The organism is Alcanivorax sp. (assembly GCF_014762765.1).
Classification (GTDB): Bacteria; Pseudomonadota; Gammaproteobacteria; order Pseudomonadales; family Alcanivoracaceae; genus Alcanivorax.
Genome location: NZ_JABURH010000165.1, coordinates 8,941 through 35,209, shown reverse-complemented (window position 1 = coordinate 35,209; position 26,269 = coordinate 8,941). Strand labels below are relative to the sequence as shown.

Sequence of the window (26,269 nt, the reverse complement as noted above, 5' to 3'; positions counted from 1 at the left end):
GTTCCCCTCCATGGGTTAGTTCCCGTTACTGCGCGCCGTTTCCGGTGCCACGCGAATGACATATTCCTGTTGCAGGCGCTCACCCAGCCAGGCAGACCAGCCCAGACGCTGTTCATCGGTGCCCAGCCCCACGCTGCGCCGCCGCGAGGGACACACGCGGATTTGCAGCTCGGCCCCCACCTGCCCTTGCAGGTAGTCATCCAGTTGTTGTCTCAGGTTGTCGCCCTGGCTGTGGCCGGGCAGTAATTGTTGTGCGGCGCGGGAATCCACCGGTCCCAGGCGGACGGCCACATTGCCGTTGGCCATATAGGCCTGACCACCGAGGAAGGCGTTATCCCCCAGGGCGCAGTCGTTGCGGCCCAGCACACAGCCTTCGCCGAGGGCTTGCCAGGCGGGCTGCCGGTCCTGAACTTCCACGCCGATGCCGGGCATACGATCCTGCAGCAGGGTTTGCAAGCCACCGGCACTGCGAATTTTCGTTACCGGGAAATAGCGTCTGTCCTTGTCAGCCTCACTTTGTTGGTCATTGCTTACGCCAAGCCGGCCAGACAGCGCATCTGCACTGCCACGGAAAGCAGCGGGCAAACGCCCCGCCGCCGGTCGGGAAATCTGCATGGCCCGATATAACAGGGCATAGAAGCGTGGATTGAAAATATTGAGGAAGTCGCGCATGCGTGTGGCATCGTCATCCTCGGCGGTTGTCCGGTCGAGCAGATAATGGGGCACCGGAGCATCAACGCCATACAAACCGAAAAAGCCCATCAACAAGGTCAACTGTGGAGACTGTTGCTGGCAGCCACGGATATCGGAAGCCGGAAAGACCAGGTTGTCATCCGGCAACAGGCGCACTCTTTTTTCCAGTCCCTGACCAAACACTGCCCCCTGCGGATCACTGGCTTCCAGCAACTCCATGGCCTGGGAAAAATCAAACTGCTGGGGCGCTCGCAACAGCCCCTGCATTACATCTGCGCCGCGCAACCCACCTGAGGTTCCCATACAAACTCCTTCTGACTCGGTTGGGCGATAACACGCAATTCCACGCTCTCGTTGATCGGCGCAAGCTGGCTAAGAAGACGGTGCAATACACAGCCGAACAGGTAGATATCGTCCAGCGACAAGAAATCACCCTGGCTGAGCTGCACCGTTACCACCGCGCCCCGATAGAGCATGCCCTTGAGCATCCGGGTAACCGGCGTGACACTCACCTCCTGCAGGGCCTGGCGGCGACGCTGGTTTTCCTGTCGGTCAGTCCAATCCAGCAAGCCCATCAGCGATTGCAGGCTGTTGCGATTGGCCAACCCCACTGCGGACAGCTGCATCAGGGCTTGTAATTGCCAGCGATAGGCGCTGCTGTCCGGGCACGGCAGGTAGCTACAGGGGCGATTGATATTGCGGATTGACAGGGACGACGGCACGCCCTCACCGGGCCGGGTAATCTGGTTTTCCGCCAGATAACGGCGCGGCAAATAGCCGTCACTGACACTGACACGGGCGGACAGCGTCTGTGCCGGAATCAGGCCGGGACCGGACAGGCTGATAAACGGTTGAGGGGTGGCCAACCCCAGATCGCGGCGCGTCAAGCGATAGCAGTATTCACCCTGACTGAAATCATGGGCACGGTAGAAAGGCTGGTAGTCGGTAAGCCGGGAACTGCGATGATCGCGGCCAGTCAACGAAAGAATTTCATGCAGCACCACCGTATCCGGGTATTTCTGATCCGGCAGAAAACGGTACTCCGCCCGTTTCTGATCCACATCGATGGGGTCCGCATCCAGCTCGTACAGATTGATGGCCGGCACACAGTTAAGCTGAAAATGCTCGCTCTTGAGTTGATGTTCTGCTGGCAGCTGCAAAGGTAGCTCTACTTGCAACTGGCATTCACGCCCCTTGTCCGGGAAGGTCAGTTGCGACAGGCCGGCAATACGAATAAAGAAAAACCGTTCCCGCCAGGCAAAGTAATCCTGCAGCAGAGAAAAACCGGGGAGCCCGCGGTGATGGCCGGTATGGGACAACTCCTCCAGGTACGGCATGCTGACATCTGCGGCGTCCAGTTCACCACAGGATGTACCATCCACCGAAAACCTCAGCTTACCCTTCGGGCGGCTGAGGCCATGACACAGCGCCAGCGCCAGCGCCGCGTCGCAGTGCAGGTAAACGTCCAGAGCAGACAGATCCAGATCCGCCAGATTACCGGCGCCGGCATGGGCCAACGTCAGGGTCAGTTCAGTACTGCCATTACCGGTTTCGCGGGTCTGAACGCCGCTGACCTGCAATGGCAGAATCTGTAAGTCAGCCAACGTGGAAAAGTGACATTGCTGCCTGCCCTCCCCCACCGGAGCGGAGCGGATCATGCTGCCAGTCGGCAGGCTCTTGCCACCCTGAGCATTGGCGTCCGGAGTAAAGTTCATCACCGTTCGGCTGGCATACCCGCGTAACTGGCCGGGGCATAACTGCTCCAGCAGTTGCTCACTGATAGCCGTTTCGCTGTCATCAATACGGGTGCGTATCTGTGCAGCGATAAATGCCATTCCTTCCAGCAAACGCTCCACATAGGGATCACGGTCACGGACTTCGGCCAGGTTCAGCATCCTGGCCTGCTCGGGATGGGCTTTGGCAAAATCGGCGGCGGCCTCATGCAGCAACCGCATTTCGGATTCAAAATACTCGCGCATTGGCTGCTCCCGCCTTGATATCGGCACCCCCGTCGCTCTGGAAATAGGTACGGAAACGGGCCACGCCGCCTTCCGGTACCACACCGGTCACTTCCAACTGCACTACACAGTCCGTGGAGCTCTCCCGTCGCGCCGTTACCTGGATGTGTTGCAAGCGAGGTTCAAAGCGAACGATGGTCTCGCGCACCAGGCGAGCAAGGGTGTCGATTGAATAGGGCAAGGCATCATAAAGGGACGGCAAATCCGGCAGGCCATGTTCGGGCAAGTGCTCCAGCACGTCATAGCGGGCATTGAGCAATCGCTGTAGATGATCGTGAATGCTACGCAGGCGCGCCTCGCGGCCTTCCAGCGACGCCACTGGTGTGCCATCGGCAAACCGGCCATGAATAATCTCGAACAGGGCAGCAGACATAATCCCTCGTGATGCAAAAAATGGATTGGGAGGGAGCGGACAGAATCCGCCCCCGGGCTCTTAGCGGCCTTCGGTCCAGGAGTCGGAGAACTCGATGTTGCCGTCCACATAGGTCCAGGTGATCGCTGCATAGCGCGCGGACACCTCTTCCAGATGCGGATAGCTTTCCTTGTCGATATCCTTCACGTTGTGCATCACCGGCTTCACGGAAGTAATTTTCACGTCCTTGAGGGTGTGACGGAAATATTCCTTCTCGGTACCGGTATCGTCGATGCGGAACCAGCGCAGCACCAGTTCCTTCAGGGTCTGACCATTGCTGCAAGCCTTGTACAGATACGGTGACGCACTGTCGAAACCCTTGGTGAAGACAAAGGGCTCATGCTTGCGGGTGCCGGTCAGGGAACCGGTATCACCATCGGTGGGTATACGCAGCTCATGATCGAAATGCAGCACCTCGATGCTCCCTTCCCGATCTGCAATGGAAACAGACCCTTCAATCTCGCTCCCCTGATCGTCCTTGATCCACATATAGGCGGGAATCGCCATAAGAAAACCTCCTGTTCAGTTTCAGTTTTATCAAAGGCCGGCTGATGCCAGCCCTGCACACCCTCCCCCCAGGGCAACAACATTGCTGTTACTCACGGCTCAAGGATGTGTTCCATGCAGGCAGGGAGAGCCTGAACTCTCTGCCTGCCAAAGTGATCAACCGTCTTTGCCTGCCGGTAGCTGAGACACCAGTGACAAGCGCACATCCACCCCTTCGATCTGGAAATGCGGCATGACGGCCATGTCCACCCGGTAGTAGCCCGGGTTTTCAGGAATGCTCTGCACTTTCACATAGCCATCCTGCAGCGGGTAATTGGCCACCAGTTCCGGGTCCGGATTGTTCATCTTGGTGACCAGGCCCTGGAGCCAGTCATTGAGTTCGTTTTCCAGTTCCTGGCGGCTTTTACTGGCACCGATATTTTCGCGCTGAAGAACCTTGAGATAATGTGCCAGACGCGACACCAGGAAGATGTAAGGCAAACGCGAATTTATGCGTGAGTTAGCGGTGGCTTCTTTTGTCGTATATTCCGCCGGTCTCTGGGTGGAATTGGCTGAAAAGAAGCAGGCGTAGTCACTGTTCTTGTAGAAGCTCAGCGGGATAAACCCTTCCTCGGCGAATTCCAGCTCCTTGGTTTCGGAAATCAGGATTTCCGTAGGAATTTTGGCCTGGGTTCCACGGCCCACGTCGTAATGGTGCAGCGGCAGATTTTCCAGCTTGCCGCCCGCTTCCGGGCCACGGATGTTCACTGTCCAGCCGTACTGTTTGAAGCTGCGCGCCATATTGGATGCGAAAGCGAAAGTGGCGTTGCCCCACAGGTATTTCTCGTGGTCTTCGCCTGCCACGCTTTCCTGGTAGTTGAACTGGCGCACCGGATTACTTTCCCCATAGGGAAGACGCAGCAGGAAGCGTGGCATTACCAGGCCCACATAACGGGAGTCTTCGCTTTCCCGAAAACTGCGCCAACGGGTGTACTCGGCTTTTTCCAGGTAGCTGCCGATATCCTGAATCTTCGGTACTTCCTCGATGGCATCCTTGCCGAAGAACTTGCTGCCGGCACTGCCCAGGAAGGGGCAATGAGACGCAGCTGCCACCCGGGAAATTTCCGTGAGCAGGGAAATATCCGGTGCAGAACAATCGAACTCGAAGTTGGAAATCACCGCGGACATGGGCTCGCCACCCGGAGTGTCGTATTCCTGGATATAAAGGTGGTTGAAAAGCCCGGACTGGGTCACATCCGGCACATCCTCGAAATCCTCGGCCAGGTCTTCCTTGCTGGAATCCAGCAACTCCACGCGGATGTTGGCCTTGGGATCGGCCCGGTCCACCAGGAACTTCAGGGAGGTCCAGGCAGATTCCACTTTCTGGAATTCCGGGTGATGCATAACAGCATCCAGTTGTGTGCTGATGGCGCTATCGATGCGGGCGATATACTGGTCCAGCAGGGTCTTGTCGATACGATCGAACTTGTCGCTGCGACTGGCCAGGTCAAGAAAGACCTGTAGCGCCGCCGTCAATCGCTGCTCCAGCGGCACTTCGGCCAGGTTCTCGCTGTGGTGAAAGGTCTGCAGGGTCAGTGGCTGCCCCACCGGATTGATATCCACCATGCTGCACAGGCGCTCGTAGATGCTGCCTTCTTCCTGACTTTCCAACTCGGTGGTGGCCTGTTGTGTCTGTTGTGTACTCATGCAATCACTCCTTGCTGCACTGCGCTTATTCGCCGTTGCTTTCGCCATCCAGTGGCACCAGGGATTCCAGCTGACCCATCAGGGATTCCAGCTCGGGCTGATTTTTGACGATACGCTCCAGCTCGCGGCGGAACTTGCTGTTATCCAGCAGGTTGGATTTCAAATCCTTTAGCAGGCTGCGCATGGCCAGCATGTCATTGAGCTGCGGGATGCTCTGGGCCACCGCCTCCGGTTTGAATGACTTGAAGCTGTCGAACGCCAGGTCCACTTCGATTTCGGAACCGTCTTCACGAAGCTGGTTCTCTACCGTGTATTTCACCCGGGGGGCCATGTCCTTGAGCACATCGTCGATGTTGTTGCGATCAATACGTACCCGCTCGCGCTCGGCGAGCCGCCCTTCCGCCTGACCATTGCTGTAGTCCCCCATGACCAGGAGTTTCAGCGGCAGTTCGAGTTTCTTCTTGGCGCCACCGGTTTCCAGATCCAGGGTGATATTGACCCGTGCCCGCGGCACTTCATTCTGAAAGCTTTTAGACATGATTCCCCTCGTTGACTTGTCGATCCATGAACATGAATGCCGTTACAGCATGGCTGCAGCGGCAGTGATATCGGTGCGGCTGATGTGCTGGCCGATCTGCTCCAGACGCATCTGTGCCTGCTCGTTGTTATCCTGGGCGCGCAGAGCCTGCTGAAGCAGGCGCCAGACCCGCAGTGCAAACGTGGGCTCCCAGGCGGGTATGCCGTGGTCGTCCAGACGTTCCGCAACGGCCTCCAGCAAGGGCAGCGCCAGATCATGGCGCTGGTTCACCAGACATAACTCGGCCTTGAGCAGGTCTTGCTCAGAACGGGCTTTTCGCCCCCGGGTCGGTGTCTGATCGATTACCTTGAGCCCGGCCACCAAGCCGTCCTGTTGACTAGCGGCGGCGGCTTCCACCCCCACCTGGCCCCACAGGCTGTCATCGCTGGCGGTACTGTCGCTGTCGTCGGTCATCAGCGATTCCACCCAGTTGGCGGCTGTGCCATCCAGAAATGGAGAGCCATCACTGAACTGCAACTTGATCAGATCCCGCCGGGCGGTGAGCAGGGCCCGGCATTCGCGGCTTATCAGATCCGCGAGATTGCCCAGCCCCAAACCCTGAGCGGCCTGGAAGGCAGCGTGCTGCAGCGCCAAACAGAACTGACCGCCTGGTTCAAGAAAAGTACGTTCGGCAGCCAGCAAGGCTTCATCCCATTGCTGACGATCCAAGGCCGAGGACACCGTATTCAGGGAAGCTTGGCGCGGTGGCGCGATGCGGGTTTTGCCCTTGTCCGCCGGAGGCATCGCCAGCGCGGACCAGCGCATGGAGCGAGACAGACGCACCATGGATTCATAGCGTTTTTCGTGCCGATACCAGGCCAGCAATTCACGCAGTGCCTTCTGCTCTGCCTTGTCGTTGTCTATATTGCCCACCGGTGATGCTGGGCCGGTAGCGGATTGCTGCCGTGTCGATGTCTGCGGTGTGGACTCCGCTTGTGACTGATAAGCACTGTCCTCTTCAGGAGCGGCCGACTCGGTAACTGCCGGCTGTTTTTTCTTCTGTTCGGCCAACCAGTCAGTAATCGCTTTCAGACGGGGGCCGTCATCAATCTTGTCATCCAGCAAGCTGTGAAAGCGTGTCAGCTGGGTTTCCAGCTGTTCCAGATCCTCCTGGTTGCAGACATGCTTGTTCAGATAAACCGGGAAACGCTCATTTCTCAGCCAGTCAAAAGCGCCCAGGCGAGCATTGGGCCGGGCGGGATGACAGTTTTCCCAGGCAAACTCGATCGCCCAGCACCAAGCCGCCAGTGCATCGGCCAGGCCTTTGACCCCATACAGGTAGGCATAGGCCAGTGACGTATACGCCAGCACCCGCAGATCCAGGGCCTGCTCGCGCAGCACCGTATGGGAGAGATCGCGGATGCGCTCGAAGTCGTTGCCGCTGAGTTTTTCCACTTCACCGCGCAGCTGGGCAAAACCATCGCTGTAACGGGGGTCTTCACCTGCTTCCCGGTTTTCCCACTGCGACAGAATTGCCAGCAGTTCGCTCTGCGTCTTGCTCATAGCCGGCCTCCGCTGACAAAGCGGCTGAGCAGATCCAGCAAACTGCCCTGCTCCAGTGCCGCCAGGTCTCTGGCTCGCTGGGACGGAGTCACCGTTCCCTTGAGCATGTCGGACAGGGTCTGCACATTGCCGTCGCGCAGGGTCGGATCAAACAGGTAAGGCAGAAAACTGGGGGGAACACGGCGGAAAAACAGGATCAACTGCCCCTGCGCCCCTTCCTTCCCCCAGCGCCAGAAATAATTGGCTGACCAGTTGCCTCCCAGCAGGCTATCAATCAGCCGCAGCCAGAACACCAGACATACCTGCCCGTGTTCTCCGCCCGGTAATGGCAGACGAATCCCCCAACCGGTTCTTGCCGGTCCACGACGCATGACATTGGCCAGCAGGTCGCAGACACCCTGATAAAAAAGCGCGGTATCGCCGTAGGCTGCGGCCAGCTCATGAATACAGTCCACCGAGGTCGCACGCAGCAACCCCAGCTCCTGCTTGACCGCCTGGGAGCGCTCATCCTGATGGCATTCACCGGCAATGGTTTCCAGGCAGCCCAGCAGGATATCCAGCGGTTCCGTCTTCCAGCGCTGCCCGATCACAGAAGCGGACTGCTGATAAAATCGTTGGTACACCACCGGCACGGCCGCCTGGGTTTCTTTCAGATAAGGTATCTGGGTAACGGTGCTGATGATGAAAGGGTACCAACGCCCGCTCTGGTCACTGCCCGGTCCAATAGTAGCCAGTACAGGGCGGCGCTCTTCCGTGGCGGAGAACACCAGATGATGAATGCCGGCAGCGGGGAAAGCCTGTTCCCCATGGGCTCCATTCAGACGCCGGGAGATCAGCGAATACCCTTCCTGTACCCAGCCATCCAGTTCGCGAATTTCTCGCTCTACCACATTGAGCTTGATGAAATCCGCGCGGATAGGCAGTTTCCCAAAGGCTGCAATTTTCGGCCTGCCGACTACCGCCATACTGTCAGCAGCCGGTTTGGCTTGTTTAAGAAATCCCAACATCAACCCGCCTCCAGAACACTGTCAGCGGAAGGACGCAGGGGTCGCAACATGTCATGCGGCAAGCTGAAACTGCTCAATACACGCCGACTGAAGACATTGGCCTGACGGTCAGCACGCAGTCGATAACGCACTACAAGCGGATCGCTGAGCCCCCCGTTAAGCTCCCATTGCAGTACGAATTCCGAGCTGCTTTCCCGAGAAATTGAGGCCTGATTCAGCAGGCGGAACAGCGCCCAGGGGCCGCTAACTTTCACCTCGTCACGGACCTGTCCACGACGGGACACTCCTGCGACCCTGGCTCCCAAGGTGTTCTGGTCACCGGGCCAGGTAAACCGTCGCCATTCCTGCGGACCATTACGATAGCGATAGGACTGGCCATTGCTTTCCAGCATGATCTCACTGACACCACGAGCCGGCAGTGGATAGAGGTAGAAACTCATTTCCGGGCGGCGACCACCCCGGCCAAACAGACTCTCGGTGATCACCTGGGCCGATGCCAGACTACCCATGAACTGTTTGGATAGACCTAACCCCTGGTCCAGCCATTGGCGCTCTGTCCAGCCACCACGGCGGGTCTGCTCCAGGAAGGGACTCAGGCTGTCGTCGACAAACCTCCACAGACGGCCATTGCCTGGCTGGAAAAAATCGGCCATGTCATCCAGGGTGGCATCGCGGCCTTTTTCGGCGAACGGAAATTTCTTTCGCAGTCGACTGTCGAACACACTGGCTACTTCCGTTTGCCACTGATCGGCAATACCACCACGGGCCTCCATCAGAACATTGCGCCAGCTTTCCCGCATCGCACCTTCAAACAGGGGGCGCAAAGCTTCACGGGTAGTAATATCCGCACCGCTAAGCAAACTGCTAATGGTGACCCAGCTCTTGTAGAGTTCAGTTTCCGAACCACCCCTTCCGAGAATGCTGCCCGCGTAGACTTCTGCTTCACGCCCCACATCCACGGAGAGTGACAGCCGCTCCATGTCGGTTTTCAGGGCAGACAGAATCAGCAGGTACTGATGGATCAGTTCACTGACAGAGCGTTCTTCCGCCGCTTTCGTGAACCGGCGCAGTTCGGTGGTTCGCTCATCAAGTGCCTTGATGGTACTGCGTTGTTCCAGAGCTGCGGCCTCAACGGCGCCACCCACAAGATCTGGTGCGGCTTCATACAGTGCCAGGTTCTTGTTGGTTTGGCTCATCAGCTGACCGATGGGCCCATCGCCCCGGGACAATCGATCGAGCTTTTTCACCCCGTCAGCCAGGGAGGTGAAACGTTTGATACGCACATCGGAAAGGAAACCCAGCCAGGCCTTGGCATAGTCACTGAAGTACAGATCACGGATCTGGGCACGTAGTTCAGTTGCCAGGGCTTCATCAATTAACTGGCCATCCGCATCTTCCCCCTCTCGCAGGTCATACTGCCCGGTGAGCACCCAGTCTCCACGGGTGGCGGCCTCGATGCGGGCATCAATTTGCGGCATCACAAACTCTTCCCAGCCGCGGCGGGTATAGACCCCTTCCAGCTTGGTGGCTGCACCGATTACCTTGCGGGCATTGCGGTCGAGCATTTCCTCGATGCCGTAGGGTTTTAACTCACTGCTGCCTTTGGAAATAACCTGGGCATACATTTGCTGGGCATTGGGCGGTGTTTTCAGGTGAGCCCGTCCCTGGTCAATCAGCTCCTGACGAGCTTTCCAGCGTTGATCCCTCTGCGCCCGTCGAGTCAGATAAAAATGAGCAATGCCGTACAAGGAATGCGATATATCACTGTCCGCCTCATTGAACACTACTTCGTTCTGCAGGCCCTTACGGTCAAGCCACAACCGGTTCAGCACCGGCACAGCCTGATCCGCCTGCATGCGTTGGGGGGCGCGTGACAGCATCAGATAGCTTTTCAGGGCAGCGTAATAGTCCTCGCGGATCGCTTCCTGGCCCTGACGATCCGAGGACTCCCAGACTCTGGCATGATTCTCTAATGCATATTCCAGTGACTGGATGGCGGTATCCCGATAAAACACATCCATCGACGTCACCAGCAGATCTTCCAGCTCAGGTAGCTGACGATCACCGGTATAAACCCCGAAGCGAAAACGCCAGGGTTTGTGTTCTTCATAATCCTTCAGCTGCTGATAATGCTGGTAAAGCGCATCCAGCACCTGGAACCGCTCCAGGCTGTCGTAGCGGTCATCCTGCAGGGCCAGGGTTGCCTTCTGGGACAGGGACACCCCCTTGTTGAGCAGCATCTTGTTGGTCCCGTAGGAAGCCCCCAGCAACAGCAGCGTGCCCACCACCACCGACAAGGCAAGCCCCATGGACAGGGTTTTCAGGCCCCTCTGCCAGATGAGGCGCCGACGGTTACCCTGAGCCACGCCTTGCAACGGGATGACCACTTCGGTGAAAAAGCGGTGTATGAAGAAGGGTTTTGGCGGGGTGCTGCGTGCCGGACGTTCCTGGCTGGGCAGGCCAAAGGCTTGGCGAATATTGCCCACCAGTCGGGTCAGCGGTGTGCCTTCCTGGGTGCCACTGGTGAAATAGGCGCCAGCAAAACGGGGCATTTCCTGATAGGGGTTATCCCGGAACAACAGATTGATGAATTCCGACAGTTTTTCTGCGGCCACCTGAAACTGGTCCGGAAAGCCATACAGGGCGCCCTTTCGCTCAAGATTTCTCTGCATGGACAGTTTGCGCAGTCGCAGATCACAGAGCTTCTGATACAGATCCCGGGCATGATTCTCAAACTGCTCCGCCGGGCTGCTATCTGCCCCCTCTTCCAGCAGGTAAGCACCCCAGATCTGCTCCCTTTCACTGTCACTCAGGTCTTCAAAAAACTCTTCAAAGCCGGGAATCAGGTCCGTCTTGGTGAAGACGATGAATACCGGAAACAACAATCCCAGCCGCTCCATGAGTTCGTTGATGCGCTCACGGATAATCTTGATATGGCGTTCCAGAGAATCGCTATCAGCGGTTAGCAAATCCGCCACACTGATGGCGACCATGACACCGTTAATAGGGGTTTGCTTGCGCTCCTTGCGCAACATATCCAAAAAAGAAAACCATTCCTGGCGGTCATCCTCTTCGGTGGTATAACGCCCCGCAGTATCCAGAAGTACTGCCTGATCGGAGAACCACCAGTCGCAATTGCGTGTCCCACCCACGCCACGAAAATGCAGGTCATCCGCATCGGCATAGGGAAAATGCAGACCAGAATTGCGCAGCAAAGTACTTTTGCCTGCCGCAGACGGACCAATCACCATGTACCAGGGCAAGGCATAAAGCGCTGCACTGCCTCGATAACCGGCCCCCAACTGCGAAGCCTTCAGTGAGGAAATGGCATCCGTCATTTTTTCCTTGAGGGCATCCACATCGTCGCTGCCCTCGTTACCACCGATTTCTTTCTGTAACCGTGAGCCGTGCCGACGGGCCAGCAGAAAACGGATTCCCACTATCAGAGCAAATATCCCGACAACGGCGGCCACGGCCAGATAGCGATTGGTGCCTGTCAGCCCCAGACGCGGGCCGGCAAACCAGATCAGGGCAACTACCGCCAGCAGACCGATAGCAGAACTGCCAAAGCGTGACAGAACGAGTTTTTTCAGTATTTGAGTAAATGAGCCCAGCGACATTATTTCAGGTCCCCTTCTGACAGCGAGGAGTAGGAAGGCGAGGTCAACAGATTTTCGCGAAACAGGGCAATGTCCGCGGCGGCATCGCTGGCACTTTTCATGCTGACGGCCGTATAGCCTGTGTAACTGAAAAAGACGATGGCCACGGTTACCGCCGCAATGACCCAGTAGGGAACCTGGCGACCTACTCGGGCCAACACATGCTCACGAGCAGCACCGTTTGGAGCCAGGCGCGGATCCGTCACGCCACGATGGCCATCAATCTGGCTGCGCAGATCAACTTGCAGCGCCATCAATTGTTCCAACCCTCGCAATTTGTAGACCCCTTCAAAACCCAGTTGGAGGCAGACGTAGTACAGCTCGAGAAGATGCAGGTTCTGCTCACCACGCTGGCGCAGTTCGCCAAGCTTGATGAAGAAGGCTTCGCCCCCCAGATGCTCGCCAAACAGCTTCAACTGCAGAGGCTGGGACATCCATTCCATACGGTGTGGCCAGGACGAGGCCATGACCGCCTCGTCGATAAAGGCAGCAATAGCGAACTTGGCGTTCTGTACATCGGCGGTGGGAATCTGTCGCTCAAATGCCAACCGTTCGAACTGATCGAAACCATTCAATACCTGTTCGTAGAGATCATCCGGCGCATCGCTGCCACCCGCTCTGAGAGGCATTACCTGAGTGAACAGGTGCGCAGTACATTCCAGCAGGGGATTGGTGGTTGCTACGAGTGAATCGACCATCATCAGTCCTCCACACACAGCAGTTCAAAACGGCTTCCCTGGAACTGGGCAGGCAGGAACACCGCCAGGCTTTCCGCTTCCATGGCCCGAGGCCAAAACTCGCCGCTGGGTTCGAAACGGAAATACTCAAAGCCACTTTTCACCGGCAATTTGTTGGGAGGACGCTGGGTATGGGACAACCGGATGCCGGGTAGCGCGGATGCCAGAATCAGCTCCAGATCCTCGCGGCTTCCGGATTTGGCCTGACGGGAAAAATCGGTGACCCAGTTCGGATCATCGGATTCGTGGTACACACCCAGGTAAAGATGCTGCCTGTCCAGGTTACTCCAGGGCACTCCCTCCGCCAGTAACAGGGCAGGACTTTCCTGGCTGAGAGAAAGCGCAGTACTGGCAGTTTTAGCGCTTTGAGCCAGGGATTCACGCAGCAGGGTTTCCAGGGTGGCGAACACCGATCCCAAGCTCCCGTGCTGATAAAGGGGCAACTCCAGCTCCGGCATGTCCGGCTGAAAATCTCTCAGCCCGGTAATCAAGCGGAGCATCTCCCGGTAAAGGGTTTCCGGTTGGCTGCTTTCCTGCTGGATCAGATGATCCAGTGTGGCCAGGGCTGGTCTCAGTTGCAGCAGGCGCAGAAAAGGGCCCATTTCCCGGCTGCCCATATCGGCGATATCGCCATAGCTGTTGCGCTGTTGCGACAACTGGCGGACCCGGGCAGACAACAGGTCACGAATGCGGGCCATCCAGGCCTGCAACTGCTCACTGGCCTGCAGGGTCACCACTGGGGGAATATAGCTGTCCACCCGGGTGTAGCGGCCATCACCCTGCTGCTCAAAACTGGCCAGCCGAAAAGAAGAATAATGCTCTCGGCTTTCGTCACCCCGCAAAAGGGACAGGTTCGGCTTGCCGACGATGATTTCACGGGTACGGGAGGGGTCGTGTTCATCCGCCACTTCCTGATAATCTGCCCGCCAGGCACACAACCGCCCCTGCTCCCGGTAGCCGTTGATACCGGCAACCCGGTCGTTATCAGGCAGCGCCAGCCACACATCCACCCGATCGCCTCCCGCAGTCAGATCACACAGCAGCGGCCCACCATCGCGCTGGCTGTCATGCACAACCCATTGACCGTTAGGCAGGATGGCGGTGATGGATTCAAGGCGGCACTGGCCCATTTCCAGCGCTTCTTCCAGCAGATTCAGTGACACCAGGCCCCAGCAATGGGGAGTGGTGAGCTGGCTGCGCTGTTGCAGTTCCCGCTGGAATACCCGATCCCATTGCTGGAAATGCTGCTGGCCGAGAAACAGGCCCTCTGCCCAAACAATTTTCTGCTGTCGCTGACTCATTGCTCTACTCGTCAAATCAAGATCATTCAGTCAAGGAGGATGCGGTTCTTCTCGAGGGTGATACGCACTTTCTTGTCAAAGCGGCGAGTGAAGAAATTGCCGGGCATCTCATCGATATCCCGCCAGCTCATGTTTTCCGGTTCGCGATAGACCGCCATGACGGCCAGATACTCGGCCTGATCATGGCGAGGAAGTTCCAGGTGACGCTGATAGGCAGGATCCATGGTCACTTCCTCTTTCATCACCAGGTCATTACCCAGTGCCTTGTAATCTTCCTTCCACAGCTCATCAAAGCTGGCATTTTCGAAACTGCGCTTGTCCTTGAGCTGATAGACCCTGACAACCACTGCCAGGGGTTCGCCATACTCGTTCTTGTTGATGTCTGCAGTGGACGACACCCCGAATTTCAATGCCGGGGTACCGCAGGCGGACAAAAGAAAAGCGCACGCGATTACTACGAATAAACGCATAATGAGACCTACCAAGGTGAATTTAGCTTGAGCGACTATCCATTAACGGCCTGTCGAAGCGTCCCTGCTCCCGGGCACGTGCATACGCAGCGATAAACGCAGGTGCGGTCACCTCCATGTAGCTGCGATGCGATGCTTGTGTGTGATGACTGTTATCGGACCGGAACAGTCCGAACAGGTTTTGCAGTGATGTCGGCTGCGTTGGCGACTGGGTGCGAATTTCTGCCAGGGCTTCTACCAACGCCATCTGATGGCCAAGCAAATCCACGAAAAGTTGCTCGATATTTTTATGGCCACCGCTACCGGCACTCAGCCAGGAAAGGATCACCTCTTCGACCGGGGCATCCTTGAATGCTTCAAAACCGTCCTGAAAGATTCGCGCATAGGGCAACCCCATTTCGTCAGCAAACTGCTTCTGCCCGTCCACCAGACGAGACACGCCAGAAACCAGTGCGCTGATCGATCGCGATGACAATGCTTTCCGGTTTTTCTTTTTTGCGCCGCTATCCATGCCGCCCCCGAAAATTTACTCGGCAAAACCAGCCGGTGATCACAATCCGGGGGCGATTTTTTCGGTAATGACGGGTCGTGTCAAAATCCCGATATTTTTCGAGAATGTGATGAAATTCCTCTCACCTGATTATTATTTAAACAAATAGCCATCTTTTGAAACGGCGGTACCTGCATTAATGTGAGATATCTCACGAGCATCTGCTTGGTATTTACAAAAGGGAGAAATTTCACTTACAGAGACTGTCATATATTTCTTACATGAAGTTAGGATAAACCCTTTAATTATCAGACTTTATCCATCCTTCGACTTGCAATACTGGTTTTATTTTTCAAAAAATCAGACTCTATTTACCCAGTACCTTGAAACGATGATGCAACCGGAACCCCTGATCATCCACCAGCGTTAGCGTATGCCAGCCGGGTTCGGCAATGACGGCCTGCTCGTGGAAATGACGGGTTTTTCCCAGGAAGCGGTCGTCCAGATGCCAGAACAGTTCTGCCTGGCTGCGCTGGTGGACGGCTCGGAACACCGACCGGCCTAATCGACCATTCAGTTCTACGGGAATATAGATGGCAGTGCCGGCGTGGGGATAGACCAGTGCCATGGGCGGCTCGCTTTGCATGGCGCGGGCGCCGGCCACACAGTCCGCCCGCCAGGCCGGCAAGGGCCTATACTCTGGATGGTGACGGCGATAGAACCAGGCCTGGGCCGGTGGCAGCACGAACCAGTCCTGATGCTGCATCTGGTTCACTGATTCACACTGACTGTGCACCCGCTGGCCATTGGCATCCAAATGCACGCGGATATGGTGTGGCGTGACAGTCTGAAAATGGCTCTGTCTCGGAGCCCACTGGTCCACGGTCTCGCACCGGCCCCCTGCCAGGTAGCCATCATCGGCACAGACCTGCACGGTTTTCAGTTCCCCCAGTGGCGGCTCTGGCCAGGACGCAATCCCCAACAGACTGAACACATCCAGCATCAGTGGTGCCGCCGTCGCCGCGCCCCCGAGTGATGGCGCCGGCTCACCATTGCCGTTGCCCGCCCAGACCCCCACCGTATATTGCCCATTGCTGCCAATGGCCCAGGCGTCACGCAGGCCGTAGCTAGTGCCGGTTTTCCAGGCGATCGGCTGACTGGAGGTGAATATCCGCCACTGCTGTGCCGTGCCTGGTCTGGCCACTTCCCGCAAGGCCTGCTGGGTAAGCCAGGCGGCGCCGGGGCTCAGTGCCATCCCGGGTGCCGGGACGGTTTGTTGCTCTGCCAGTGTTCTCACCGGTTCTACTGGTAGCCCGCTGGCGCTCGCCATCATCTGCGCATAAATGGCAGTGAGCTCGTCCAGGCGTCCTTCTGCACCACCGAGAATCAGGGTGAGTCCGTAGTCTTCAGCGCTGCGAAACAGGGTGGTCATGCCCAGGCGCTGGAGTTCGCTGTGAAATCGTCCCAACCCGTAGTCTTTCAACATACGTACCGCGGGAATGTTCAACGACTGGCTAAGGGCCTGGTGAGCTGGCACCGCGCCCCGATAACCATGGTCAAAGTTTTCCGGGCTGAAACCGCCGTAGTTAGTGGGAAGATCTGCCACCAGGGTGCCGGGTAGCAGGCGCCCGTCATCCAGCATCAAGCCGTACAACAAGGGTTTGAGCACACTGCCGGTGGAACGGGGGGCACTGGCGATGTCCACGGCGGCGCCGTACTCCACGGGGTCCCCATGGGAGACATTGCCCACATAAGCTCGGGTCTGTCGTTGCTGATGATCAATGACCACCACCGCCACGTTATGCACCCCATCGCGAGCCAGCCGCCGACCATGTTGCCGGGCCAATTCCTGAACCCGTCGCTGAAGATCCGCATCCAGCGTTGTGGTCAGCAGCCGCCGCTTGGACGTCTTCGAGAGGGTGTTGAGCAAGTGAGGAGCCAGCCCCGCCAGAGGTCTGGGCGCGGCAGGTAACGGCTCCATCAGCGCCAGGCGCAGGTCTGCCTCAGCCATGGCACCCTGGTGGTGGAGTTGTTGCAGCAGGGCATCACGTTTGGCCAGTAGCCGCTCCCGATTGCGCCCGGGATGAATCAGCGAAGGCGAATTGGGTAGCACTGCCAGCAGGGCCGCCTCCGCCCAGCTCAAGGCTCCGGGTTCGCGGCCAAAATAACGCCAGGATGCGGCACGCAAGCCGACTATGTTGCCACCGAAGGGAGCCCGGCTGGCGTAATGGACAAGGATCTCCGGCTTGCTGAAGTGCCACTCCAGCTGCAATGCCAGTAGCGCCTCACGGGCTTTTTCGGTGAGAGTCCGGGGCGGATCGTCACGCAGTAGCCGGGCCAGCTGCATGCTCAGGGTGGAACCTCCGCTGACCACCCTTCCCGCTTCCAGGTTCAGGCGCATGGCCCGGGCGATGGCCAGCGGATCAATGCCCGGGTGCCGGTAAAAGCGCTTGTCTTCGAACAACAGCAGTGCCTGTTCGTATTTGTCCGGCAGCTGTGCCACCGGCACGAAACGCCACTGCTGATCCTCGGCAATCCGGGCATCCAGCAGACGGCCGTGGCGATCCAGCATCAAGGTGGCGTAGGGCGTGTTATCCAGCCGCTCAGGCAGCGGCCACCATTGCAGGGCCGCCAGCATCAGTAGCGAAGCAAGCAACCCCCCTATCAGGAGAAAGCGTCTTTTCGGGTATTGTCGCTTCATGGGCTGGCAGGCAGAGGAAGACACTGAAAGCCTACTCAACAATGGGGAAAGGGTCGACCGGACAAAAAAACGGGCGCATCAAGCGCCCGTTTTGTGTGGCTTTGCTATGGCTTAAAGGTGAAGACCACACTCGGTCTTCTGCTGGCCTTTCCAGCGGCCTTCGCGGCCTTCGCCCTTGAAGGTACAGTGGCTGCAGCCGATGGAGTTGTAGCCTTCCGCCACCAGCGGGTGGAACGGCAGATCATGCTCCGCGATGTAGCTGTCACGCTGTTCCTTGGTCACGTCGATCATGGGGTTGAACTTGATCATCCCGCCACGCTCTTCGAATACCTGCAGGCCCGCCCGATGCTCGGTCTGCCAGCCCATCAGACTGGAAATCCACAGGTCGTAGTTTTCCTTCGCCTCGTCCAGCGGGTTCACCTTGTTCACCTGGCAGCACAGGTCCGGATCGGATTCCCACATGCGGTTTTCCAGGGACACCTGGTGGTGATCCGGGTCCGGCGTCACGTCGATGACGGTCAGGCCGAAGCGGTCAATCAGGTAGTCCTTGTACTTGAGGGTTTCCTCGAAGTGGTAGCCGGTATCAATGAAATGCACCGGCTGATCAGGACGAATCGTGGAGATGATGTGCAGAAAATAGGCAGAGGTCGCCGCGAAGGAAGAGGTCACCATGATCCGTTCGGGAGAAAAATCCTCGAATACCCGGGCGATACGTTCCTCAAAACTCAACGGACCATAGACACGATTCAGCTCCGCCAAAGCCTCTTTGGACAGGCCGGCGGTGTTGTCTCCGAAACGTGTAATAAGCTGTGCACTACCCATGATCTACAGCACCTCAAAACAGGAATTGCGAGTGCCATGATAGGGTTTCAGCGAAGAAGATAAAGGAATATATGGTGATACTTTTATAACATTACGACATATGCCTCGCGAACCACCCTGTCACCGGGAGCGACTCAGCTGCCCTCCCCCGGCGACAGTGATTCTGCGGGTCAGAACCGGTAGTTCAAGCCCAGACCGATCAACTCCTGGGAGCCAAAGTCATTATCCACCAGGCGCAGATACTCCAGGCTCATGCTGATGTGCTCTTCCATACCCAGATCAAAACCGCCGCCATAGGAAGCGCCGTCGTCACGCAGGGTTTCGCCGTTGAAGTCATTCTCCACGTAGCTGTAGCCACCGATCAGATACGGGCGAACTGCACCGGCTACGGGCGGCGTCAGTCGGGCATAGACGCCGTAGTGGAAATCGTTTTCCACCTCCACCCCCCGGTAGGAATCATCACCGAAGGCCTTGCCCGCATGGACCTCGGCACTGATCAGTTCATGCAGAACCATGCCTCCCCGCACTGTCAGCCCTGTCAGAGTCACGTTGCTCACCGAACCACGGTCAATGTTCAGCATATTCACCTGGGCACCGGTGTAGAACTCCGCCTGTGCCGCAGTACCGGCCAAAAGCAAACCCGCTGCAAGCGTTCCACGAAAAATTCCGGATTGTTTCAACATTCAGCTCTCCTTGGTTTTTCTTATCAGTCCCACCGCGGGGCATAGCCCCGCTTACCCATTGAAACTGTCACAGCGGAAAAATGAAAGGGTTACACGCTGCCGGTCTGATCCGATGACTCAAGTAGCGTCTAGTACCACGCAGATTTACATAACTTAACAAAAACTGCGGAACGGCTGCTCTCAATCATGTCGGACCTTGCATGTGTCACTCGCGACGACGCAAGGCGTTATGACACAGAAACGGCCTTCTGATTTTTATTCGGGGGCATGAATATGCGAAGGAGACTGATTCCATGAAAAAGCCAATGATCACCCTGGCCGCACTGCTGTTTTCCGGCGCCCTGACCGCCACCGCCACGGCCCAACAATCCGGGAACCCCGCCACTCCCCAGCAAAACGCACCGCAAACCCAGACCATGCAGACGCCAAAGAATCTGCCGGATGCGTCTGAATTTTCCGATGCGGATCTTGATGCCTTTATTGCCACCCAGAAAGAGATGGCAGGCATCCAGCAGACTTATTCCCGGAAACTGCAAGCCAGCAAGGATGAGCCCAAAAAGGCCATGAAGGTGCAGCAGGAAGCCCAGCAGAAAATGGTAGAAGCCGTGGAAGAGAACGGGCTCGAACTGGAAAGATATAATCAGATCGTTCGCCTGGCGCAGCATGATGCAGACTTCCGCGCCACGCTTCAGGAAAAGCTCTAATACTGAGACTTAAAAAAACGCCGGCAAATGCCGGCGTTTTTTCTTCTAGAAGTTCACCGTTACCCCGAGCCAGTAACGCCGACCATCTTCCACATAACCGTACTCATCCTCGAAGATTTTCTTGTCGGCCAGATTGTAGATACCGGTATTCAGCTTCGCCTGCGGTGAGAGACGGAACCCTACCCCCGCATCCACCAGGGTATTGGATGGGGCGATGATCGCACTGCTGGATGGGCCAGTGGTCGGTTGGCTTTCCTCACCCCGGTAGCGCACCGTCAGCCAGGGAGAAACCGTGTCCGTGGCCTGCCAGTTGGCCTGCAGACTGGCCAGATGCTCTGGCAGTTGGTTGAGGGGCTCGCCCTTGTACTCGCCGGATTTTTGCTCGGAATCCGTGTAGGTATAACTCAGGTTCAAGGACAGCACCCGGTAGAACGTGGTCGACAGGGCAGCTTCCACACCCTGGGTTACCGCTTCATCCACATTCACCCGGTATGTGGGATCGGAACCGAACTGGTTGGGACCATCAGTGCAGATCTCGATCGGACAGGCGATGCGGGTAATCTTGTCTTCAAAGTCGTTATGGAAAACCGTGACATTGGCCTGAAGGTCCCGGCCGGCGTTGAAGTACAGCCCCAGCTCCTTGTTCACGGACGTTTCCGGCTCCAGATCCGGGTTACCATAGATATTGCCACCGCGGCTCACCTGCCCCCAATCGGGAGTAATCTCTCGCAACGAGGGAGACCGGAAGCCCGTGGAGACACCGCCTTTCAGGGTCCAGCGGGGGCTGAACCCCCACACGCCATAAAGACGCGGGCTGAAGTGGCTACCAAAGTCATCATCATCATCCATCCGTGCCCCGGCGGTAAGTGCGAAGGTATCCGTGAGCATCCATTCGTCTTCCGCAAAGAGTGCGTACTTGGCGGTATCAATTCGGGTACGGTCGGAAATCCGGTTGGAGGTCTTGTCGGAGAGCGCTTCCTCGATAAAGTCCGCACCCAGTGTCAGCCGGTGATCCCCCAGCGGCATCACCAGTGACGTCTTGGCAGAGGTGTTGGTAATCACCATCTCGCGGCTCTCGTTTTCCGCCCTTTCCCGTTGCACGTAGGTGTCTGAGGTACCGATTGCCCAGCGTCCAGTATGGCTCAGTGAAAAAGCTTCCCGGGTACTGCGGTCGTCGGAATCGGTACACCCACCCCGGCAGCCGGTCGCCTGGGCACTGTAGCCGATCAGAGAGCGGCGCCGCTGGTCCACCTGGCTGGCCTCCAGCACAACGTCGTGATCCTTGCTGGGTGTCACCGACAATTTGGCAGTCAGATTTTTCAGGTTTTTTTCTTCAAAACCGTTTTCAAACAAATCTTCTTCCCGGTCCTGGAAGCGACCATAAAGCTGCAAACCGACCAGGCCGTCCTTGAGAGGACCGGTGAGGCTGAAATTACCCTGCTTGATATCGCCGGAGCGGGAGTCATCCTGAATAATGGTGTCCAGCTGAACGGCGCCTCCCCACTCGTCGGCCACCTTGCGGGTAATCACATTGATCACCCCGCCAATGGCATCGGATCCGTAAAGGGTGGACATGGGACCGCGCACCACCTCAATCCGCTCGATACTTTGCAGGGGCGGCAGCCAGTCCTGCTCGAAACCGGCGCTGCCGTTGGGACGGGTTTCGCGAGTGGAAACCCGTTTGCCATCCACCAGAATCAAGGTATACGCCGAAGGCATACCGCGCATGACAATATCCGTGCCGCGATCACCGGAACCCCCACCGGTGACAATCACCCCGGGAATATCCCGCAGGGCATCGGTGGCATCCTTGTAGTAGCGCTGCTCAATCTGCTCCCGGTTAATCACACTGATGGAAGCCGGCGCATCTTCCACTTGCTGAGCGAAGCCACCGGCAGTCACGGAAATCTGCCCCAGTTCATGGCTCCCCTGTTCTGCCCAGGCCATTCCGCTGGTCGCCACCAGCACCAACCCCAGGTTCCCCAAACGCATTCCCATCTTCCTTATCTCCTCAATCATCTCGACAACAGGACCGGACGCTCAAACAGAGACGGATCCCCCGAACACGGCCAGAGCCGCATAAACATGAGTGGACATGCTTCACGGCAAAAGATGATATTGATTCTTATTTGCAGATAAAGAAGATTTACAAACTATACAGCCGCCGGCAGGCGCAGGTGGATCCGCAGACCTGGACTCACGTTTTCGGCCCATAGCTGGCCGCCCAGGCGCTGCACCGCGCGGCGGGCAATGCTCAACCCCAGACCGAAACCACTGTTGCCGGCACGGGCACTGTCCAGCCGGACGAAAGGCGCGAAGATATCTTCCAGCCGCTCCGCAGGCACACCCGGCCCCTGATCGGTCACCCACAGGTGCCACCACATGCCTTCCCTGGCTCCGCAGAGGGACACGCTTCCCTGAGCGGGAGAATAGCGCACCGCGTTCCGCACCAGGTTTTCCAGTACTTGGGCCAGGGCATTCAGATTGCCGCGGACCTGGGCATCGACAGGCAAGTCACAGGGGAAGCGGGAGGGATGCCAGTCACTTTCGAAAGCGGCGTTATCGCTCACCACATCCCACAGTGCCCACAACGAGATTGACTCCTGCCCGGTGTCATCGGACTCCGTGTCCTGCCATCCCAGGGCCAGGGTATCGTTCACCAGGGTGCGCATCTGGATCAGCTCCCTGGCCACCCGTTGCCGCAGGGCTTGCTCGTCCATCTGGCTTTCCAGGGCCACCGCCAGACGACTGAGGGGCGTACGCAACTCGTGGGACATGTCATTGAGGAGCTGGCGCTGGGTGGTCAGCATGGCCGACACCTGTTCGGCCATGTGATTGAAGCTGCGGGCCACATCACCAAATTCGTCCCGGCGCTGACTCAGCGGTGGGTGGACCCGGGCCTCCGGGTCATCCTTGAATTGCATCACCTGCTGCTGCAAGCCCCGCAGCGGCCCGCGGACGCGCCAGAACAGCACCAATCCCAGTGCCAGGGCCACCAGAGCGGGCAACCCCACCATTAACAGGGACTCCCATATCGGCCAGTCCTGAGCGGGCATGAAGCGAGGCGGTAGCTGCATGACCAGGCGACCCTGTTCCGGTCGCTGGGGAAAAGGCACACCGATATAAGGCATGGAGCGATAACGAAAACTCATGCGCCACTCCAGCCCCCGCTGAAACCGCAGGCCGTCCCGCTCCGATTCTGTCAGCGGCATACCGCTGAGCGACTGGTCATCCTGGCTGACCACCATGATGTCGCCGGGTTCATGCTCAGCCACGGCAGCGATCCAGGCCGCCACACCCGGAGCCCCCTCCTTCAGCCAGGCTTGCTCCGCATCGGCGGCATAACCGCGCATCACGGTTTTCGCCTCATCACTGAGCAACAAAGCCCGGTTACTCAGGGTGCGATTGAGCCAGTGGCTGAGCGTGACGGTACACACCGCCGTTATCATCAGCAGCATTGCCAGTCGCCAAAGCAGGGAATGTCGATCAAGCATCACAGATGAGCGGTCACCAGGGTATAGCCCTGCCCCCAGACGGTTCGCACGGTGGATTCCGATACCCCGGCAGCACGCAACTTGCGGCGCAGATGGCTGACATGCAAGTCCAGGCTGCGGTCGTGGCGACCCCATCCCCGATACAGCACAGCCTGATAGAGGAAGGGCTTGCTCAACACCTGATCACGGTGCTCCAGCAACACCTGCAGGAGACGGAATTCAGTGCCGGTCAGGCCCAGATCCTGATGCCGATAACTCGCACCCTGGCTGGCCTCGTCCAGCACCAGACCACCGGCGGTTTCCGTTAGCGCAGGCCGATGCCGCTCCAGGCTGACCCGCCGTAACAGCACCTCCACCCGTACCGCCAGTTCGGCCATGCTGAACGGCTTGGGCAGGTAATCATCGGCGCCACCAATCAGCCCTTGAATCCTGGCCTGCTCGTCACCCAGGGCGGACACCACGATCACGGGCACCGGGCTTTTCCGGCGAAGCTGTGCCAGCAATTCCAGCCCATTCAGACCGGGCAGCAGGATATCCAGCAATACCAAATCAAAGTCACCGGAAGCCGCCGCCGCCAAACCCCGGGCGCCATCCGCACAGAGGGTGGTTTGATAACGGCGCTCCGTCAGAAAATCACGCAGATGGGCGCCGAGTAGCGCATCGTCTTCGATGATCAGCAGGCGGGAAGGGATATGGGCAACGGCATTCATTCGCGAATGATAAGAATTACCATTCGCTGAATCCAGCATTATTTGAATCAAATTCAAGAAAGGGCTCCGTCTTACATTCTTTACAGCCCCCGCGTCTATTTAAAAAGAACCATTCTCATTACCATCCCTGGCATCGAAATTTGTCGAGCCCTCCCCCGCTGTGAACAAGAAACGCAAAGCCTTCTGGCTGAAACAGCTCCACCAATGGCACTGGATCACCTCGGCCCTGTGCCTGATCAGCCTGCTGTTATTCAGCCTCACCGGGATCACCCTGAACCACGCCAGCGCTATTCATGCAGATCCGGCGGTACAGGAACAGGAAGCCTTATTGCCCACCCCACTGCGGCAACAGCTCGCCCTCAGGCAAGAAGGGGCCCTGCCCATGCCCGTCCGCGTCTGGCTGGAACAGGAGATGCAGATCCGTACCGGTGACAAAGTCGCCGAATGGTCCGCCGGGGAAGTCTACCTGGCCCTGCCCCGCCCCGGCGGCGATGCCTGGCTGGCCATTGATCTCAATGATGGCAGCGTGCTGGCCGAGCAGACCGACCGGGGCTGGATCGCCTTTTTCAATGACCTGCACAAGGGACGGCATACCGGCGCGGCCTGGACCTGGTTTATCGACATCTTCGCCGTGGCCAGTCTGCTGTTCGCACTCACCGGCCTGGGGCTGATGATGCTCCACGCCAAACGTCGTCCGGCCACCTGGCCGGTGACCCTGGCCGGGCTGGCACTGCCCTGGTTACTGATCGTGTTTTTCATGCACTAAAAGGACAGCCCCATGCGTTTACTCCCCGTCTTGCTGTTTTCTCTGCTGGCCGGTTATGCCGGCGCCGATACCTTTCAGGTGGAAGTGGAAATCCCCCGATTAAGAGTGGCGGAATACCACGCGCCCTACGTGGCCTTCTGGGTAGAAAACCGCGATCGCAGCACCATCGTGCCCCTGGGCCTGTGGTACGACGACCAGGAAAAGTGGCTCAAGGATATCCGCCAATGGTGGCGGCGTACCGGCCGTGGCCAGCAAAAGCCCTATGACGGCCTCACCGGCGCCACCCGCAGCCCGGGCAAACACTCGGTGGATTTCAGCGAACTGCAACGCCTGCAGGAGCTGCCGACTGGGAATTACCAACTGGTGGTGGAAGCCTCTCGGGAAGTGGGCGGCCGTGAAGTGGTGCGTCTGCCTTTCCAGTGGCCAGCACAGAACTACCAGCAACAACAGGTTAACGGTAGCAGTGAGCTGGGCGCCGTCACGCTGACCATCACTCCCTGAACACAACAAATACGAAATGGAGAAACACCATGAACATCACGCTCAAACGCATCGGCATGTTGTCACTGCTGGCGGCGGCCCTGCCGGCCCAGGCTCACAAAATCTGGCTGCTGCCCAGCCACACCAGCGTCTCCGAACCCCAGTGGGTCACCGTGGATGCCAGCATTTCCAACGAGATCTTCGGCGTGGAGCGCGCCTACCCACTGGACTACCTGAAAGTGACCGATCCCGATGGCCAGGCCGCCACCGTGGAAAATCGACTCGAAGGGCACCGTCGCAGCATCTTCGATGTGAACCTGAACAAGCCCGGCAGCTACCGTATCGCGGTGGCCAGGCCCGGTTATTTTCTGATGTACCAGGTGGACGGTGAACGTAAACGCGCCCGCGGCATGGATGCGGACAAACTGCTGACCGAGCTACCCCCAAGTGCCAGCGATGTAACCCTGATTGAAGTCCATAACCGCCTGGAGACTGTGGTCACCCTGGGCGCTCCGACCGCCATCCAGTCCACCGGCAAGGGCATGGAACTGGAAATGCTCACCCATCCCAACGATCTGTACGCCGGTGAAACCGCACAATGGCGACTGCTGGTGGACGGCAAACCGGCATCCGGCGTGGAAATGGAACTGGTCCCCGGCGGCACCCGTTATCGGGACAGCCAGGACAACTGGACCGTGATCAGCGACGACAAGGGAATGCTGTCCATCACCTGGCCCCAGGCTGGCCGCTACTACCTGGAAGCGGCCAGCACTGACGACAAGGTCAGCAACCACAAAGCCGACCAGCGTCGGCTGCAATATCTGGCGACGGTGGAAGTGTTGCCGATGT

Annotated in this window: 23 protein-coding genes; 4 read left to right on the top strand and 19 right to left on the bottom strand. The window is 58.0% G+C overall.

Translation table 11 applies throughout. The features are described 5' to 3' along the window. Positions 1 to 15: 15 nt before the first annotated feature. The 16 genes from tssG to HUJ17_RS12205 form a co-directional block, all read right to left on the bottom strand. Entirely contained in the window at positions 16 to 996 is a 981-nt protein-coding gene (gene tssG / locus HUJ17_RS12280) for a type VI secretion system baseplate subunit TssG (RefSeq protein WP_290510961.1), read from the bottom strand. Next, entirely contained in the window at positions 960 to 2,672 is a 1,713-nt protein-coding gene (gene tssF, locus HUJ17_RS12275; protein ID WP_290510960.1) for a type VI secretion system baseplate subunit TssF, read from the bottom strand. The genes tssG and tssF overlap by 37 nt, the downstream gene beginning before the upstream one ends. Then, positions 2,656 to 3,084, bottom strand: coding sequence for a type VI secretion system baseplate subunit TssE (tssE, locus tag HUJ17_RS12270; protein ID WP_290510959.1), 429 nt, complete (start codon positions 3,082 to 3,084; stop codon positions 2,656 to 2,658). The genes tssF and tssE overlap by 17 nt, the downstream gene beginning before the upstream one ends. A 60-nt stretch (positions 3,085 to 3,144) precedes the next feature. Beyond that, the gene (locus HUJ17_RS12265; RefSeq protein WP_290510958.1) at positions 3,145 to 3,630 is read right to left on the bottom strand and encodes an Hcp family type VI secretion system effector; all 486 of its coding nucleotides are present in this window, start codon (positions 3,628 to 3,630) and stop codon (positions 3,145 to 3,147) included. 156 nt (positions 3,631 to 3,786) lie between these two features. After that, complete coding sequence (tssC, locus tag HUJ17_RS12260; protein ID WP_290510957.1) at positions 3,787 to 5,316, bottom strand: type VI secretion system contractile sheath large subunit; 1,530 nt, start codon at positions 5,314 to 5,316, stop codon at positions 3,787 to 3,789. 25 nt (positions 5,317 to 5,341) lie between these two features. Continuing rightward, positions 5,342 to 5,854 (bottom strand): type VI secretion system contractile sheath small subunit, encoded by a 513-nt coding sequence (tssB, locus tag HUJ17_RS12255; RefSeq protein WP_290510956.1) that lies wholly within the window; start codon positions 5,852 to 5,854, stop codon positions 5,342 to 5,344. 42 nt (positions 5,855 to 5,896) lie between these two features. Beyond that, positions 5,897 to 7,396, bottom strand: coding sequence for a type VI secretion system protein TssA (gene tssA, locus HUJ17_RS12250; RefSeq protein ID WP_290510955.1), 1,500 nt, complete (start codon positions 7,394 to 7,396; stop codon positions 5,897 to 5,899). After that, on the bottom strand, positions 7,393 to 8,403 hold the full coding sequence (gene tagF, locus HUJ17_RS12245) for a type VI secretion system-associated protein TagF (RefSeq protein WP_290510954.1): 1,011 nt from the start codon (positions 8,401 to 8,403) through the stop codon (positions 7,393 to 7,395). The genes tssA and tagF overlap by 4 nt, the downstream gene beginning before the upstream one ends. Further along, the gene (tssM, locus tag HUJ17_RS12240) at positions 8,403 to 12,023 is read right to left on the bottom strand and encodes a type VI secretion system membrane subunit TssM (protein WP_290510953.1); all 3,621 of its coding nucleotides are present in this window, start codon (positions 12,021 to 12,023) and stop codon (positions 8,403 to 8,405) included. The genes tagF and tssM overlap by 1 nt, the downstream gene beginning before the upstream one ends. Further along, positions 12,023 to 12,760, bottom strand: coding sequence for a type IVB secretion system protein IcmH/DotU (icmH, locus tag HUJ17_RS12235; RefSeq protein ID WP_290510952.1), 738 nt, complete (start codon positions 12,758 to 12,760; stop codon positions 12,023 to 12,025). The genes tssM and icmH overlap by 1 nt, the downstream gene beginning before the upstream one ends. Positions 12,761 to 12,762: 2 nt before the next feature. Further along, complete coding sequence (tssK, locus tag HUJ17_RS12230) at positions 12,763 to 14,100, bottom strand: type VI secretion system baseplate subunit TssK (protein ID WP_290510951.1); 1,338 nt, start codon at positions 14,098 to 14,100, stop codon at positions 12,763 to 12,765. A gap of 26 nt (positions 14,101 to 14,126) precedes the next feature. After that, entirely contained in the window at positions 14,127 to 14,570 is a 444-nt protein-coding gene (gene tssJ / locus HUJ17_RS12225; RefSeq protein ID WP_290510950.1) for a type VI secretion system lipoprotein TssJ, read from the bottom strand. A gap of 22 nt (positions 14,571 to 14,592) precedes the next feature. Then, positions 14,593 to 15,081, bottom strand: coding sequence for a hypothetical protein (locus HUJ17_RS12220; RefSeq protein WP_290510949.1), 489 nt, complete (start codon positions 15,079 to 15,081; stop codon positions 14,593 to 14,595). Positions 15,082 to 15,427: 346 nt separating this feature from the next. Then, on the bottom strand, positions 15,428 to 17,716 hold the full coding sequence (gene pbpC, locus HUJ17_RS12215; protein WP_290510948.1) for a penicillin-binding protein 1C: 2,289 nt from the start codon (positions 17,714 to 17,716) through the stop codon (positions 15,428 to 15,430). 156 nt (positions 17,717 to 17,872) lie between these two features. Continuing rightward, on the bottom strand, positions 17,873 to 18,583 hold the full coding sequence (locus HUJ17_RS12210) for a phosphoadenylyl-sulfate reductase (protein ID WP_062817796.1): 711 nt from the start codon (positions 18,581 to 18,583) through the stop codon (positions 17,873 to 17,875). A gap of 170 nt (positions 18,584 to 18,753) precedes the next feature. Further along, positions 18,754 to 19,266, bottom strand: coding sequence for an outer membrane beta-barrel protein (locus HUJ17_RS12205; protein ID WP_063509505.1), 513 nt, complete (start codon positions 19,264 to 19,266; stop codon positions 18,754 to 18,756). Positions 19,267 to 19,559: 293 nt separating this feature from the next. Here HUJ17_RS12205 and HUJ17_RS12200 point away from each other — a divergent pair, with 293 nt between their 5' ends. Continuing rightward, positions 19,560 to 19,970 (top strand): DUF4168 domain-containing protein, encoded by a 411-nt coding sequence (locus tag HUJ17_RS12200; protein WP_290510947.1) that lies wholly within the window; start codon positions 19,560 to 19,562, stop codon positions 19,968 to 19,970. 45 nt (positions 19,971 to 20,015) lie between these two features. Here the strand turns inward: HUJ17_RS12200 and HUJ17_RS12195 are convergent, their stop codons facing one another. The 3 genes from HUJ17_RS12195 to HUJ17_RS12185 form a co-directional block, all read right to left on the bottom strand. Further along, positions 20,016 to 21,962 carry a ligand-gated channel protein gene (locus HUJ17_RS12195; protein ID WP_290510946.1) on the bottom strand — a complete coding sequence of 649 codons (1,947 nt, stop codon included), beginning with the start codon at positions 21,960 to 21,962 and terminating at the stop codon, positions 20,016 to 20,018. Positions 21,963 to 22,123: 161 nt separating this feature from the next. Continuing rightward, positions 22,124 to 23,428 (bottom strand): sensor histidine kinase, encoded by a 1,305-nt coding sequence (locus HUJ17_RS12190; protein ID WP_290510945.1) that lies wholly within the window; start codon positions 23,426 to 23,428, stop codon positions 22,124 to 22,126. 35 nt (positions 23,429 to 23,463) lie between these two features. Further along, on the bottom strand, positions 23,464 to 24,174 hold the full coding sequence (locus tag HUJ17_RS12185) for a response regulator transcription factor (protein ID WP_290510944.1): 711 nt from the start codon (positions 24,172 to 24,174) through the stop codon (positions 23,464 to 23,466). 160 nt (positions 24,175 to 24,334) lie between these two features. Between HUJ17_RS12185 and HUJ17_RS12180 the strand changes: the two genes are divergently transcribed. From HUJ17_RS12180 to HUJ17_RS12170, 3 genes are all read left to right on the top strand, one after another. Continuing rightward, on the top strand, positions 24,335 to 24,940 hold the full coding sequence (locus HUJ17_RS12180) for a PepSY-associated TM helix domain-containing protein (protein WP_063525802.1): 606 nt from the start codon (positions 24,335 to 24,337) through the stop codon (positions 24,938 to 24,940). 12 nt (positions 24,941 to 24,952) lie between these two features. Beyond that, entirely contained in the window at positions 24,953 to 25,441 is a 489-nt protein-coding gene (locus HUJ17_RS12175) for a DUF2271 domain-containing protein (RefSeq protein ID WP_290510943.1), read from the top strand. 29 nt (positions 25,442 to 25,470) lie between these two features. Then, positions 25,471 to 26,269, top strand: a 799-nt coding sequence (locus HUJ17_RS12170; protein ID WP_290510942.1) for a DUF4198 domain-containing protein, incomplete at its 3' end; no start/stop codon positions are given.